The organism is Amycolatopsis sp. Poz14 (assembly GCF_006704225.1).
Lineage (GTDB): Bacteria > Actinomycetota > Actinomycetes > Mycobacteriales > Pseudonocardiaceae > Amycolatopsis > Amycolatopsis nivea.
Map to the genome: position 1 here is coordinate 6,841,220 of NZ_JACLHD010000001.1, position 15,820 is coordinate 6,857,039.

At 69.9% G+C, this 15,820-nt stretch carries 8 protein-coding genes; 4 read left to right on the forward strand and 4 right to left on the reverse strand.

The window, feature by feature from the left end; translation table 11 throughout:
* The first annotated feature begins 3 nt into the window (after nucleotides 1–3).
* Both FKO37_RS31925 and FKO37_RS31930 read left to right on the forward strand, forming a co-directional pair.
* On the forward strand, nucleotides 4–1,329 hold the full coding sequence (locus FKO37_RS31925; protein WP_238608364.1) for an MFS transporter: 1,326 nt from the start codon (nucleotides 4–6) through the stop codon (nucleotides 1,327–1,329).
* Nucleotides 1,326–1,913 (forward strand): response regulator transcription factor, encoded by a 588-nt coding sequence (locus FKO37_RS31930; RefSeq protein WP_238606923.1) that lies wholly within the window; start codon nucleotides 1,326–1,328, stop codon nucleotides 1,911–1,913. The genes FKO37_RS31925 and FKO37_RS31930 overlap by 4 nt, the downstream gene beginning before the upstream one ends.
* Nucleotides 1,914–2,277: 364 nt before the next feature.
* Here FKO37_RS31930 and FKO37_RS31935 read toward each other — a convergent pair whose 3' ends face one another.
* The 4 genes from FKO37_RS31935 to FKO37_RS31950 all read right to left on the reverse strand — a co-directional run bounded on the left by FKO37_RS31935 (nucleotide 2,278) and on the right by FKO37_RS31950 (nucleotide 12,024).
* Nucleotides 2,278–2,493, reverse strand: a complete 216-nt coding sequence (locus FKO37_RS31935) for a response regulator transcription factor (RefSeq protein WP_009077456.1) — start codon at nucleotides 2,491–2,493, stop codon at nucleotides 2,278–2,280.
* Nucleotides 2,494–2,515: 22 nt separating this feature from the next.
* Nucleotides 2,516–5,410: an amino acid adenylation domain-containing protein gene (locus FKO37_RS31940; RefSeq protein WP_238606924.1), complete on the reverse strand. Its 2,895-nt coding sequence runs from the start codon at nucleotides 5,408–5,410 to the stop codon at nucleotides 2,516–2,518.
* A gap of 103 nt (nucleotides 5,411–5,513) precedes the next feature.
* Nucleotides 5,514–11,765, reverse strand: a complete 6,252-nt coding sequence (locus FKO37_RS31945) for a non-ribosomal peptide synthetase (protein ID WP_238606926.1) — start codon at nucleotides 11,763–11,765, stop codon at nucleotides 5,514–5,516.
* Between the two features lie 49 nt (nucleotides 11,766–11,814).
* Nucleotides 11,815–12,024, reverse strand: coding sequence for an MbtH family NRPS accessory protein (locus FKO37_RS31950; RefSeq protein ID WP_238606928.1), 210 nt, complete (start codon nucleotides 12,022–12,024; stop codon nucleotides 11,815–11,817).
* A 152-nt stretch (nucleotides 12,025–12,176) separates the two neighbouring features.
* On the opposite strand from FKO37_RS31950, the gene FKO37_RS31955 reads away from it, so the two are divergent.
* On the forward strand, nucleotides 12,177–15,281 hold the full coding sequence (locus FKO37_RS31955) for an amino acid adenylation domain-containing protein (RefSeq protein ID WP_238606929.1): 3,105 nt from the start codon (nucleotides 12,177–12,179) through the stop codon (nucleotides 15,279–15,281).
* Between the two features lie 41 nt (nucleotides 15,282–15,322).
* Nucleotides 15,323–15,793: a hypothetical protein gene (locus FKO37_RS31960; protein ID WP_158714483.1), complete on the forward strand. Its 471-nt coding sequence runs from the start codon at nucleotides 15,323–15,325 to the stop codon at nucleotides 15,791–15,793.
* Nucleotides 15,794–15,820: the final 27 nt, after the last annotated feature.

Genomic DNA, 15,820 nt, shown 5'->3' on the forward strand with positions numbered 1-15,820 from the left:
ACGATGGGAACGCGGGGATTCGTCCTCCTCTGGTCGGCCCAGCTGGTCTCGATCGTCGGCTCCGCGCTGACCGGGTTCGTGCTCGGCGTCTGGACCTACGAGCGGTCCGGTTCGGCCACCCAGTTCGCGCTGATCATGCTGTCCGGCGCGATCCCGGCGCTGCTGATCGCGCCGTTCGCGGGCGCGCTGGCCGACCGGTGGCACCGCCGCCGGATCCTCGTCGCCGCGGACTGCGTCGCGCTCGTTTCGGTCGGCGCGCTGGCGTTGCTGATCGACGCGGACCAACTGCAGACCTGGCACGTGTACGTCGTGACCGCGCTGACCGCGATGTGCGGGACCTTGCAGCAGGTCACCTTCAGCGCGATGATCCCGCTGCTGGTGCCGAAACAGCACCTCAGCCGGGCGAACGGGCTGTCCCAGGTGGTGTTCAGCGCGCAGATCGCCGCACCGGTCGTCGCCGGGACGCTGCTGGCGCTCACCGGCTTGCGCGGGGTGGTGCTGATCGACCTCGTGACGTTCGCCGCGTCGCTGCTGGTCGTCGCACTGGTCCCGCTGCCCGGGGCCGCCGTGCGCACCGCCGCCCCTGAGCCGGGCGGACCGTCGATCTGGCGGCAGGTCCCGGCGGGCTGGGAGGAACTGCGCCGCCGTCCCGGGCTGACCGGCCTGCTCGGCGTGCTGGCCGGGTTCTACTTCTGCTTCGGCATCGCCGGGACGCTCGTGCGGCCGCTGGTGCTGTCCTTCGCCAGCCCCGCCGGACTCGGTTTCCAGGTGTTCGCGGGCGGCTGCGGGCTGTTCGCCGGAAGCCTGGTGATGGGCGTCTGGGGCGGCCCGAAGAAGCGGATGCGCGGGATCGCCGCGTTCATGGCGTTCGGCGGGATCGCGCTGGCCGTCCACGCGCTGGCGCCGTCGCTGGCGCTGGTGATCGCGATCGGGCCGTTCTTCCTGTTCACCCTGCCGGTGATCACCGGCACCGCGCAGACCGTGCTGCAGAGCAAGGTCGACCCGGCGAACCTCGGCAAGGTCATGGCGACCTCGCGGGCGGTGTCGCAGGCCGCGAGCCCGGTCGCGTACCTCGTCGCCGGCCCGCTCGCCGACGACGTGTTCGAACCGCTCATGCGCCCGGACGGAGCACTGGCGGGCTCGGTCGGCCACCTGATCGGCACCGGCCCCGGCCGCGGGATGGCGCTGATGTTCCTGCTCGCCGGACTGCTGCTGGTCGTGCTGGGCTGCCTGGCCGCACGCCCCTCGCTGCGGCGGGTCGAGGACCTGCCGGACCTGCTGGAAGAACCCGTCGCGGTGGCGGCGAGCCGAGAGGAAAGCGGAAAATGACCACCCTCGAACGAACCGTCGCGGTGCGCGTGCTCGCCGCCGACCCGTTCCTGCGCGCCGGCTTGGAAAGCGCGCTGTACGGCCGCGGCGAATTCACCGACGCCGACGGCGGGGTCGCGGTGCTGGCGGTCGATGAGGTCGACGACGCGGCCGTCGAGGCGATCCGGACGGCCAAGGAACACAACGCGACCGTCCTGCTGGTGACCGGCAAAGTCGACGCGCCCCGCGCGGCGCGCGCGATCGAGGCGGGCGCTTGCGGGGTCCTGCGGCGGGAACAGGCTTGCGAACAAACGCTGGTCTCCGCGGTACGCGCGGCGGCGACCGGCCACGGGACGATGCCGCCGGATTTGCTGAGCGACCTGTTCGATGCCCGGCAGGCGGTACCTGCCGCGCCGACTTTGGACGCGCGGGAACGCGATGTCCTGCGGATGGTGGCGGATGGGCACGAGACTGCCGAGATCGCTTCCGCGCTGGCCTATTCAGCACGCACGGTGACGACGATCGTGCACGACATCACCCACCGCCTGCGGCTGCGAAACCGGGCGCATGCGGTGGCGTTCGCGTTGCGGGAGGGGCTGATTTAGGGGTTGTGCTGGGGGCGGCGCTGGTGCTTGGTGGTGGCTGGCCGCCTGGTTTTCCGCTGCCCGCCGCCAGTTGCTTGCTCGGCGGCTCAGCGGCTCAGCGGCTCAGCGGCTCAGCGGCTCAGCGGCTCAGCGGCTCAGCGGCTCAGCGGCTCAGCGGCTCAGCGGCTCAGCGGCTCAGCGGCTCAGCGGCTCAGCGGCTCAGCGGCTCAGCGGCTCAGCGGCTCAGCGGCTCAGCGGCTCAGCGGCTCAGCGGCTCAGCGGCTCAGCGGCTCAGCGGCTCAGCGGCTCGGACGAGCCAATCCCCTCGTCCCCTGCCAGGCAAGCCCGCCCCGCCCGCGCCGCGCCGAGTCGTCCCAGCGCGGTCCTAAATCAGCCCGTTCCGCACCGCGTAAGCCGCCGCGTGGGCGCGGTTTCGTACTCCCAGCCGGGCCATCAGGTCGTACAGCGCGTTCTTCACTGTGTGTTCCGACCAGCCGAGCTCGGCCGCGATCTCGCTGTTGCTGTACCCCTCGGCGACGAGCCGCAGCACCCGCAGCTCGCGTTCGCCGAGCTGCGGCCGGTACGCCGCCTCGCCGTCCACCCGTCCAGTGTAGGAGATCCGCTCATCCCGGCAGCTCCGAACCGCGCGTGCCCGGGGCCGCCGCGACTGTGTGCACGACCTGGACGAACCGGTCGGCCATCGTCTTCGCCGCGTCGTCGGTGAACAGCGCCCGGTCGTAATGCAGCGTCCCGGCCAAGCCGTCGGGATGCTCGCGGACCGTCACCAGCACGTCGAACGGATTCCCGCCCTGTCCGGCCCGCCACGGCTCGGCGCGGATGCCGTCGAGCCGGAGCCGGTCCGCGAGCGAGCCGAGCGACTGGAACGCCACCTGCGCCACCGGATTCCGGCTCAGGTCGCGCGGCGGACGCAGCGCTGCCACGACCTGGTCGAACGGCACGTCCTGATGCCGGAACCCGCCGACCACCGCCTCCCGCACCGCGGCGAGCACCTCCGGATACGCCGGATCGCCGGGAACCCGTACCCGCAAGGCAAGCGTGTTCACGAACAGCCCGATCACGTCTTCCGCCTCGACCGACGGCCGGTTGCCCGCGAAGGTGCCGACGACGAGGTCGTCCCGCCCCGTCACCCGGCGCAAGTCGAGGACGAACGCGGCGAGCAACGCCATGAACCCCGTCGCACCTGCCTCCGTGGCCACGGTTTCGAGCGCGCTGATGATGTGCTGTGGCACGGAAAACTCGACGGTGCCTTCCAGCTGCGCTTGCCGAGCCGGTCGCGGGAGGCTGTCCGGAAGTTCGATCGCCGGCGGCGCACCTGCCAACGCCGACTTCCAGTATTCGAGACCCGTCTGGTCCAGCGCGGCATGAACCGGGCCCAGCTCCGGCAGCGCGGACGCCCGCCCTGCGTAGCATTCGGCGAGGTCGCGCCAGAAGATCTCCATCGAAGTGTCGTCGGCGATGATGTGGTGGATCACCGCGAGCAGCGTGAACCGTCCTTCCTCGCCGCGGACCACCGTGCACCGCAGCAACGGCCCGCGCGCCAGGTCGAACGGCTGGCGAAGCTCCGCGTCGACGACCTCCTCCGCCGAACCGTCCACCACCGTCAACGGAATCTCGCCCTCAGCGGACACCACCAACTCCGGTTCGCCGCGACGGCTCCGGAACGTCGTCCGCAAGGTCTCGTGTCGCTGGACCACTTGCGCCAACGCGCGCCGCAATGCCTCGACGTCCAGCTCTCCAGTGCACCGGTAAGCCTCGTACATAGTGTACATCACGGACGGCCCGGACAGTTGATCCAAAAACCACATCCGTTGCTGCGCCGCCGAAATCTCACTCGGTCCACTATGGACTTCCGCAATGGACGGTGCCCCCGCGACCAATTCCGCCAGCTCCGCGACCGTCGGCGCAGTGAACAGATCCGCGACAGACAACCGCCGCCCCGTGCTGCGCGAGACCCGCGCACAGATCCGGGTAGCAGCCAGCGAACGACCGCCAAGCTCGAGAAACGGATCATGGATACCGACCGGACTCACCCCGAGCACGTCCGCCCAAATCTCGGCAATCGCCGCCTCCGTCTCATTCCGGGGCTCGACATAGACGACCGCCAACGCCGGACGAGTGCCGTCCGGCGCAGGCAGCGCGTTGCGGTCGATCTTGCCGCTCGGCGTGAGCGGGAGCGCGGCCAGCGACGTCCACACCGCCGGAAGCATCGACTCCGGCAGAGTACGAGCCAGATGCGCCCGCAACTCAGACGTCGACGGTGCCGTTCCAGCACGGTAAACGCAATAAGCGACAAGCCGATCCTCGTGCACCGCAGCCACTGCAGCAGCAATCATCGGATGCGCATGCAGCGCAGCCTCGACCTCGCCAAGCTCGATCCGGTTGCCGTGAATCTTGACCTGATGGTCGAACCGGCCCAGATACTCGAACGCCCCGTCCGCCCGCCGCCGCGCGCGGTCGCCGGTGCGGTACAGCCGCTCCCCCGGGGTCTCCGCGAACGGATTGGGCACGAACTTCTCCGCCGTCAACGCCGGACGGTTCAGGTAGCCGCGCGCCAGTTGCACCCCCGCGATGGCCAACTCTCCGTCGAGCAGGTGGACGCGAGTGTTCGCGATCGGGTGACCAATGGTGACCGTCTCGCCCGGCAGGCACCGCGTCGCTGTGACGTCCACTGACGCCTCTGTGGGCCCGTAGAGATTATGCAGCTCTGCGCCGACCAGCCGGTGGAACCGCTCCGCCAGCTCGTCCGGGAGCGCCTCGCCGCTGCACAACACTCGCCGCACCGGCAGTTCCGGGACCGATCCGGCCAGGAACGCGCGCAGCATCGACGGCACGAAGTGTGCTGTGGTGATCCGTTCCGCGACGAGAACGTCCGCGAGATACTCCGGATCGCGGTGCCCTCCCGGACGGGCCATGACGAGCGTCGCGCCGACGGAGAGCGTCCAGAAGAACTCCCACACCGACACGTCGAAACCGAATGGCGTCTTCTGCAGCACACGGTCTTGGGGCGTCAGGCCGTATTCGTCCTGCATCCACCGCAGGCGGTTGACGATCCCGCGATGCTCGATCACCACGCCCTTGGGCTTGCCGGTCGACCCCGATGTGTAGATGACGTACGCCGCGTTCTCCGGCCGGACTACGACCTCCACCGGCTCCCGGGATTCGCCGAGCCCGGTGAGATCACCCGGCTCGACGACGATCTCGGCACCCGAATCCTCGATCATGAACCGCAGCCGGTCCTCGGGATAGTCCGGGTCCAGGGGCAGATAGGCTGCTCCTGCCTTGAGAATGCCGATTAGCGCGACCACCATCTCGACGCTGCGCTCCAGCCGAACCCCGACCACCGACTCCGGCCCCACCCCACGCGCCCGCAGCCAATGCGCCGCCTGATTCGACAGCTCATCCAGCTCCACATAGGACACTTCCCGGCCGTCGGCGACCACCGCGACTTCACCGGCAGCGACACCCTCGGCCACCATGTCCAGCAATGTCTCGCTCATACGTCCTCACTCACCGCCGCACGTGGACGGATCGTCGCCCGAGCCGCCGGTTGCTGAGCGAAGCGCCGACAACCAGCCATCCGCCAGAGCCCGCACCGCCCGTTCATACGTCCTCACTCACCGCCGCACGCGGACGGATCGTCACCCGAGCAGCCGGTTGCTGAGCAAGCCGCGGATAACCGGCCACCGCAGCGGCGAGGGATTCGATAGTCGGATGGTCGAAGAGAGCCCGCACCGGGACGTCGGCGTCCAGGGCCGCGCGCAGCCGGACTGAGATCCGGGTTGCGGCCACGGAATGTCCGCCCAGGTCGAAGAAATCGTCCTGCACGCCGATCCCGTCCGTGCCTAGCACCTCCGACCACACACCGGCGACCAGCTCCTCCACCGGTCCGCGCGGAGCGACGTGCGGGCGTTCGCGCACCGCCGGTTCCGGAGCGGGCAATGCGGCTCGGTCCAGTTTCCCGGCCGGAGTGCGCGGTAGTTCCGGCAGCAGTACGAAGCCGCTGGGCACCAGGTAATCCGGCAGCACGCCGGAGAGTCCTTTTCGGACGTCCGCAATGGACAGTGCGACCTCAGCTACGACGTAGGCGGTCAGTTCCCAGCCATCGGCGGAGGGGGTCGGCTGCACGGCGGCATCGCGGATCCGCGGGTCGGCCCGCAGCACGGCCTCGACCTCGCCCGGTTCGACTCGGTGGCCGCGGACCTTTACCTGGTCGTCGGCGCGGCCGAGGATCTCCACCGATCCGTCCGGCCGTCGACGCGCTAGGTCGCCGGTGCGGTAGAGCCGTCCGCCCGGGTGGAGTCCGTGCGGATCCGGTGCGAACCGTTCCGCGGTCAGGCCGGGGCGACCGGCGTAGCCGCGGGCCAGGCCGTCGCCGCCGATCCACACTTCGCCGACCACTCCGAGCGGCACCGGTTCGAGGTCGTCGCCGAGCAGGTAGACGTCCGTGTTCGCGACGGGTTCCCACGAGACGACGCTGTCCCCGTCCAGTTCGGCGACGGTGGACCAGATCGTCGTTTCGGTCGGGCCGTAGAGATCCCACAGCCGCGCCCCGCCCGCGGTGAGCCGTCGTGCCAGGTCGTCCGGCAGCTTCTCGCCGCCGGCGAACACGGTCAGCTCAGCAGGCGGAGTCCAGCCCGCATCGACCAGCAGCCGCAAGCCCGACGGCGTCGCCTGCACGACCGACGGCGCGGTCCGCTCGATCAACGCGGCCTGCCGCTGCGGATCGATGCACTCCTCGGCGGTCGCGACGATCACCTGCCCGCCGACCAGCAGCGGCAGGTACAGCTCCAGCGCCGAGATGTCGAACGAAACCGTGGTCAACGCGAGCACCGACGCACCCGGCGCGAGACCGGGCCGTTCCCGCATCGACAGCAGGAAGTTCGCCAGCGCGCCGTGCCCGATCTGGACGCCCTTGGGCTGCCCGGTGGAGCCGGACGTGTAGATGACGTAGGCGAGTTCGCTGCCCTCGGGCCGTGGCGCGGGAACATCCGCCGGGCACGCCGGGCACGCCGCGATCGCCGCCGCGTCGCGGTCGAGCAGCACTACCGAACAGCCGGTCCCTTCCAGCAACCCCGTCAGCGACTCTTCGCTGAGCACCACCTCCACTCCTGAATCGGCCAGTACGTAACCAACCCGCTTCGCCGGATAGCGCGGATCGACCGGCAGGTACGCGCCTCCCGCCCGGTGCACGGCGAGCAACGCGACGAGCAGGTCCGGACCCCGGTCGAGCAGCACCCCGACCAGCGCTCCGCGCCGAACTCCTTGTTCCTTCAGATACCGCGCAAGCTTAGCGACCCGCACCGACAATTCTTGATAAGTGAGCGTCACGTCGCCGCACCGCAGCGCCAAAGCATCCGGGTGCGCCACCGCGGTGGCCTCGAACAGCTCCGGCAGCATCCGACCAGCGGGCTCGGTCCGCGATGGATTCCGCAGCAGCGCAGCCCGATCCGCCGCAGGCAGCCCAGACCGGCGTGGCTCGGAGGTCGGCGCAGCAACGATCCGTTCCAGCACATGCCGATAAAGCCGAGCGAGAAACTCCAGATGCGCAACGGCGACCCGGAAAGTGAATGCCTCCAGCACAAACGCACCGGGCACGGTCGAGACGGACAGGCCGAACTCGTTGGGCGTGCTGTCGGCGACCTCGGCCAGATCGACCTGCGCTTCCGTGAGGACGTGCATGTCCGTGTGGTTGAAGAAAACGTCGACCAGCGGCACCTGCCCGCCCCACGCGGCCTGCATCGCGGGCAGCGGGAAGTGCCGGTGCGACCACATCGCGGTCTCTTCCGCGAAGACCGCGCGAGCCAGCTCCGGCCAGTCGCGCGCGTCCGCCGGCACCGCGAACGGCACGGTGTTCAGGAACATCCCGCGAACCTGATCGCCGCCCGCGCGCTCGAGCCTGCTGTTGGTCACCACGCCGGTATGAAACGGCCGGTCGTGCCCGGAAATCGTTCGCAGCACAGTGAGATGCGCGGCCAGCAGCAAGCTCTTCAGCGGCACCCCGGCCGACGAAGCCACCGCACGCAACCGAGGCGTCAGGTCGTCGAACGGCACCCGCACCGTGCGGTAAATCCCGTCGTCCTCGCCCGCCCATCCCGACGGCACAGCGAACCGCTCAGCCGCGCGCACCCGGCCCGCCCAGAATTCGCGGTCCACAGTGGACTCCAGCGACGCCCGCTCTCGGGCGACTGTGTCCGCGAACCGGACCGGCGGCGGTGCGACCGGCTCCGCCGCGCCGGTCCGGTAGTCCTCGAGCAGCTCGGCGACCAGCGAATTCTGGCTCCAGCCGTCGAGAATCGCGTGTACGTAGCTGAATGACAGCCGCCATTCGCGCTCGGCGAGCCAGTGGACGTGCAGACGCAGCAGCGAAGGGCTGAGCAGGTCGAACCCGCGCGCCCGGTACTCCCGTATCCGCGTGGCCTGCTCCTCGGCGGGCAACGCGCGCAAATCGTCGCAGGTCACGTCCAGGACAGCAGTCTCATGCACCCGCTGCAGCGGAGGAACCGCGGCGAAGTCGATCGAGGTACGCAGGATCTCGTGCCGCGCGACGAGCCGGTCCGCTGCCTGTTGCAAGGCGTCTAGGCGGAACTCCTCGTGCACCGGGTACCCGAGCTGGTTCAGGTAGAGCCCGCGGTCGGCCCCGGCGAGCATCTCGTGCACCATGCCCGCCTGTGCGAGCGACAGCGGATAGGCGTCGGTCACGTCGGCGGGCAACGCCTCGCGCTGACCGGCGGCAAGCTGCGCGAACGGCTCGACCACCTCGATCGCGGCCGCTGGACCGCCGAGCCCGGCAGCGAAGTCGGCCACTCGCTGTCGCCGGAAGAGGTCCGCGACGCTCGCGTCGATTCCCTCCGCGTTCAGCAGCCCCACAGCGCGGATCGCCCGCAGAGAATCGCCGCCCAGCGCGAAAAAGCTGTCCTCCGCGCCGACGCGGTCGACGCCAGTCGCCGCCGCGAACGCGCGAGCTACCGCTGCCTCCGCCGGGGTACACGGCGCGATGTAACCGTGGCTCGTGCGCGCTCCGTCCGGCGCTGGCAAGGCGTTGCGATCGATTTTGCCGCTGGCGGTCAGCGGCAACGCGTCCAGCGCCAGCCACACCGACGGCAGCATCGGTTCCGGCAGCGCGCGCGCCAGATAAGCACGCAATTCGGCCAGGTCGGGACTGCGTCCGGGCTCGGCGACGAAGTAGCCGACCAGCCGGTCGTCGTGCACCGCGGCCGCCGCCGCGCGCAGGTCGGGATGGGTCAGCAGGGTCGCCTCGACCTCGCCGAGTTCGATCCGGTTGCCGTGGATCTTGACCTGGTGGTCGAGTCGTCCCCGGTACTCGATCCGGCCGTCAGGCAGCCGTCGGGCGAGGTCGCCGGTGCGGTACAGCCGTTCGCCGGGCTGCCGCGCGAACGGGTCCGGGACGAACTTCTCGGCGGTCAGCGACGGCCGGTTCAGATACCCGCGCGCCAGCTGCACCCCGGCGATGACCAGCTCGCCGGGCAGGCCGACCGGCACCTCGCGCAACTCGGCGTCCACCACGTAGACCCGGGTGTTCGCGATCGCGCGGCCGATCGTGACGGGCTCCCCCGGCAGGCATCGCGTCGCTGTCACGTCGACCGAAGCCTCGGTCGGCCCGTAGAGATTATGCAGCTCGGCGTCGATCAGCTGGTGGAATCGTTCCGCCAGGTCGTCCGGGAGCGCTTCGCCGCTGCACAGCACCCGGCGCAGCGACGGCACCGGTCCGGACAGGAACGCCCGCAGCATCGACGGCACGAAGTGGGCGGTCGTGATCCCTTCACCCATGACCTCGGCGAGATAAGCCGGATCACGGTGACCACCCGGCCGAGCCATCACGAGGGTCGCGCCGACGGAGAGCGTCCAGAAGAACTCCCAGACCGACACGTCGAAACCGAACGGAGTCTTCTGCAGCACCCGGTCTTGTGGAGTCAGGCCGTATTCGTCCTGCATCCACCGCAGTCGGTTGACGATCCCGCGATGCTCGATCACCACACCCTTAGGCTTCCCGGTGGACCCCGAGGTATAGATCACGTACGCCGCGTTTTCCGGCCGCACAATGACATTCACCGGGTGCCGGGGTTTGTCGAGAGCAGTGAGGTCGCCCGGCTCAATGACCACCTCCGCGCCGGAATCCTCGATCATGAACCGCAACCGGTCCTCGGGATAATCCGGATCCAGCGGCAAATACGCCGCCCCGGCCTTGAGAATCCCGACCAGCGCGACCACCATCTCCACGCCGCGCTCCAGCCGAACCCCCACCACCGACTCCGGCCCCACCCCATGCGCCCGAAGCCAATGCGCCGCCTGATTCGACAGCTCATCCAGCTCCACATAGGACACTTCGCGACCATCGGCGACCACCGCGACTTCACCGGCAGCAACACCCTCGGCAATGAGCGACAGCAACGTCCCAGCTGCAAAGGGAACGTCCGTTTCGTTCCACCCACCCAATTCGGCCTTCTCGGCAGCGCTCAGCCAAGGCAGTTCCGCCAACGGCGCACCAGGATTCGCGACGATACCGCGCAGCAATTCGGTGAAATGCCCGGCGATCCGCTCCACAGTGGACCGATCGAACAGCGCGACCGGGTACTCCAGCACGGCGTCCAAGGCACCGTCCGGCCGCTCAGTCACTTCCAGCGTCAGGTCGAATTTCGCGCTGTGCCAGGGAGAGTGGACTTGCTCGCCGAGCAGTCCGGCCGCTTCGAATCCGGCGTCGGCGGTGTTCTGCAACACGAGCATGGCTTGGAAGAGCGGATTGCGGGACAGATCGCGGTCCGGCACCAGCTCGTCGGCGAGCCGCTCAAACGGCGCGTCCTGATGGGAATACGCATCGAGCGTGTCTTGACGAACGCCGTCGAGGAAATCCGCGAACGACACCGAACCGTCCACAGTGGCCCGCAGCACCATGGTATTCAGGAACAGTCCGATCAAATCCTGCGCCTCGGCCCGCGTACGCCCGGCGACCGGCGTGCCGACAGTGACATCTGCCTGTCCCGAATACCGGCTCAGCAGAATCTGATACGCGGCCAGCAGCACCATAAAAGTGGTCGCCCGATGCGCCCGGCCGAGCGCGGTGACGGCAGCCCCGAGTTCGGCGTCCACGGTGAATCGCAGGATAGCCCCGCGCGGATCGTGCACCGGCGGGCGCGGGCGATCCGTCGGAAGAGTCAGCGGCGCAATCCCGTCGAGCCGTCGACGCCAGAACTCGACCTGCTCCGTCACTCGCTCACTGGCCGCCTGCTCCCGTTGCCAGGAAGCGAAATCGGCATACTGGACCGGCAGCTGCGGCAAAGTCTCCCCGCGGTACAGCGTCTCGAGTTCCCGCGCGACGACGGACGTCGACCACCCGTCGTACGCGATGTGGTGCACGACGAGCAGCAGAACGTGCTCAGTCGCGGACTGCCGGAGCACCCGAACCCGCAACGGCCGGTCCCGAGCCAGGTCGAACGGCACCGAGGCCGTTTCCCGGGTGACCGCCTCGACGTCCTCCGCCGGGACGTCCTGCACGGTCAGATCGACCCCGGGTTCCCCCACGACTTGTTCCGGCACACCGTCGCGGTCGACGTAGGTGGTGCGCAGGATTTCGTGGCGCTCCACGATCGTCTGCCAGCACGTCCGCAGCCGCTCGACGTCGAGGGGGCCGCGCAGCCGCCACGCCGCGGTCACCACGTACTCGGTGCCGCCGGGACGGAGCCGGTCCAGCACCCAGACCCGCTGCTGTGCCGGGGAAAGCGGCAGTGGCCGGCTGCGATCAGCTCGGACCGCCGGGGCCGAGTCCGGGTCCGGCAATGAGGCCGCGGCCAGGTAGCGCTCCAGCAGCTCGTCGCGCCGGGACTGTTCGGTGGTCATCGCTCCCCCTGCGGGTCGATCGGCGAGGCTGGTCGGCGAACGAAGACGGCTAGGCTTGGGCGTCCGCCCGCATCCGCTCCCGCAGGCTCTTCGGCCGCATGTCCGTCCACACCTGGTCGATGTGGTCGAGGCACTCCTGCTTGGGCCCGCGCTTCCCCTCGTACCGCCAGCCCGCCGGCAGGTCGCGGCCGACCAGCCAGATCGAGTACTGCTCCTCGTCGTTCAGCACGACGCCGTAGGTGCGTTCGTCCTCGCTCATCCGGGTCCTCCTCGTCCTCGCGCCGGGCACACCCGTCCCGTCGCGAGCCGAGCCTTCCCGCGCGGGCGGCGGGGCGACAGAGAAGAACGCGCAGCAACGAGCGCACCGTCCCGCCTCTGGGCCCGCCGGACGGGAACCGCCACCCTGGCGCCATGACCATGCCCGGCGACCTGCCGCTGTCCTTCTCGCAGGAAAGACTGTGGTTCCTCGACGCGTTGCGGCCCGGCGGGACCGAGTACCTCCTCCCGCTGACGCTGCGAGTCCGCGGCAAGCTGGACGTCGCCGCGCTGAGCTGTTCGCTCGACGCGTTCGTCGCCCGCCACGAGGTGCTGCGGACGCGGTACCGCAGCCGCGAAGGAGTGCCGGTCCAGGTGGTCGGGAAGCCGCAGCCGGTGCCGCTGCCGATCGAGGGCGTCACGGAAAGCGAGCTGGACACCGTGGTCGCGGCTGAGCTGGCGGTGCCCTCCGACCTCGCGACCGACCTGCCGCTGCGGGCCCGGCTGCTTCGCCTCGACGCGCGCGAGCACGTTTTGCTGATCGTCGTGCACCACATCGCCTTCGACGGCGCGTCCTGGGATGTCCTCGCCGCTGAACTTGAGGAGCTTTACCGCGCGTTCCACGCCGGCACCCTGCCCGAGCTGCCCGCGTTGCCCGTCCAGTACGCCGATTTCGCGCTCTGGCAACGGGAAGACGCCGAAACCCGGCTCGCGGGCCAGCTCGCCTACTGGCGCGAACGGCTCGCCGGGCTGACCCCGCTGGAGCTCCCGGCGGACCGTCCGCGCGGACCGGTGTGGGACCCGGCGGGCGCGGCGGTCCGGGTCGAGGTCCCCGCCGCGCTCGCGGAGCGGCTCACCGCGCTCGGCCGGTCCCGCCGGGCGACGCCGTTCATGGTCCTGCTGGCCGCCTACCAGGTCTTTCTCGCCCGGCACACCGGCGGGACGGACATCGCCGTCGGCTGTCCGGTCGCCGGGCGCGCCCCGGCCGAGGTCGAGGGGCTGGCCGGATTCTTCGTCAACACCCTCGTGCTGCGGGCCGATCTCGGCGGCGACCCGGCGTTCACGACGTTCCTCGACCAGGTCGCCGGGACCGCGCTGGATGCCTTCGGCAACCAGGACGTCCCCTTCGACTGGCTCGTCGGCGAGTTCGAACCGGACCGCGACCTGTCCCGCAACCCCCTGGTCCAGGCGTTCTTCGGCCTGCACGAGGTGCCGGAGCACCGGTTCCGGCTGCCCGGGCTGGCCGTCGAGGAGTCCGATGTGGACTGGACGGCCGCGTCGTTCGACCTCGGACTGCAATTCGAGCACCGTCCGGACGGCTCGCTGACCGGCACTCTCACCTACCCGACCGCCCTGTTCGAGCCCGCCACCGCGCACCGGATGGCCGCGCGCTTCCAGTGCCTGTTGGAGAGCATCGCCGACCGTCCGGCACAGCGGCTGAGCGAACTGAACCTGACCCCGGCCGCGGAACTCGCCCTGCTCTCCGACTGGGCCTGGACCCCGGGCTACGCGGTGACACCGGGCTGTTTCCCCGACCTGTTCGCCCAGCGAGCAGCCGAAACCCCGGACCGGCTCGCCGTCCACTGCGCCGGCCAGGAACTCACCTACGCCGAGCTCGACGCCGCGGCCAACCGGCTCGCCCGGCACCTGCGTGCGAACGGGCTCGGCCCGGAATCGACCGTCGGCGTCTGCCTCGAACGGAGCGTCGACGCGGTAGTCGCGCTGGTGGGCGTGCTGAAGTCCGGCGCGGCGTATGTCCCGTTCGATCCGGCCAACCCGCCCGACCGGCTCGCCTATCTCGTCGAGGACGCCCGCACCGCCGCCGTCGTCACCGAGGACCGCTACGCCGGGTTGTTCGCCGACACCGGCTGCCCCGTCGTCTCCCTCGATCAAACCGCGGATTCCTCTTCAGACAGTCCTTATTGGACAGTGGAACCGGACCATCTCGCCTACGTCATCTACACTTCCGGCTCGACCGGACGGCCGAAAGGCGTCCAGATCCAGCACGGCTCCTACGCCGAACACGCCCAGGTCATCGCGCGCGAGTACGGGATCACCGCGGCCGATCGGGTGCTCTCGCTCGCGTCGCTGGCCTTCGACGGTTCGCTGGAGCAGATCGGCGGCCCGCTGCTGGCCGGCGCGTCGGTGGTGCTGAGCGATCCGCTGTTCTGGGAACCGGAGGAACTCGCCGACCAGCTCGGCAGGCACCGGATCACCAGCGTCAACCTCACCCCGGCTTACTACCGCGAACTACTCGGCGTGCTCACGCCGCGCGATCCGCGGGTCGCGTGCCTGAAGATGGTGAACGTCGGCGCGGACGTCGTCACCACCGAAGACGCCCGGCGCTGGCGCGAACTGCAGTTGCCCGGGCGTTTCGTGGCCTGTTACGGCCCGACCGAGGCGACGATCTCGAGCACGCTGCAGTGGGCCGACGACGCCGATCTCGACGCGCCGACCCTGCCGATCGGCCGCCCGGTCGCCGCGACCGGTGCGTACGTGCTCGACCCCGCCGGACGCCCGGCTCCGGTCGGCGTCCCCGGCGAACTGCACCTCGGCGGCCTGCGCGTGGCGCGCGGCTACCTGCGCCGTCCCGCGCTGACCGCGGACAAGTTCGTGCCGGACCCGTACTCGACCGGCGCCCGGCTGTACCGCACCGGCGACCTCGCGCGCTTCCGCTCGGACGGGACCATCGAATTCCTCGGCAGGCTCGACCGGCAGGTGAAGATCCGCGGGTTCCGGATCGAACTCGGCGAGATCGAAGCCGTTCTCGACGCCCATCCCGCGGTGCGCGCGGCGGCTGTCGTGGTGAAAGACCTGCCGGAGCGAACCTTGGTCGCGTACGTCGTCGCGGCTTCCGGCGAGCCGGATTTCGCCGCGCTGCGGGCGAGCCTGCGGTCGCAACTGCCGGACTATCTCGTGCCGACGCAGTGGGTCGCGATGGCCGCGCTGCCGCTGACGCCGAGCAAGAAGGTGGACCGCGCTGCGCTGCCAGACCCGTCGGCCGGCGATGCGGTCCGAGCGGAACCGATCGCCGAGCCGTCCTCCGCGGTCGAACACGCGCTCGCCGACATCTGGCGGGAAGTGCTGCGGGTGGAGGAAATCAGCGTCCACGACGATTTCTTCCGCATCGGCGGGCATTCCCTGCTGGCCACCCGGGTGCTCGCGCGGATCCGGAAGAAGCTCGGCGTCCGCGTCTCGCTGCGAGACCTGTTCGCCGCTCGGACGGTCGCCGAACTGGCTGTGGTCATCGAGCAGGCCTGAAATCCGTTGCTCCGCGGCGGGTGCCGGGGGAAGGTGTACCCGTGGAGACGGAATCGAGACAGGCATGCGTGGCTTCGCTGCTCGCGTTGGCGACCAGTCCGGCCTATCAGGACAGGATCGACGCCGGTTGGGGCCTGGCCCGCTTCGCTGAGGTCCCGGAGGCGCAACCGGCACTGGTGAACCTCGTGCGGGACGACAACGACACCGCCGTCACCTACGCAACCACGGAAGCCTTGCTCCGGCGCTTCGACGCTCTCGGCCTCCGGTTGGTGGCCACAGCCCTCGCGACAGCCAATCTGGACCACACAGACTGGATCTACCCGACGATCAGCGAGGTTTTGGGCATCAACTCCCGCGATCGCGACAAGGCCGCCGAAATGTGCGAACCGCTCACGCACAGCAAGGACGAGGAGGTGCGGCGCGGCGCGGCGCACCTCCTCGAGGAAATCAAGAGCATCAGCCCGGTCCTCATCTCCAGGAGCCATGACCGAGCTCACCCCGGCGCACGCTGAACGTCCACCTCGGACAGAGCCCCACGA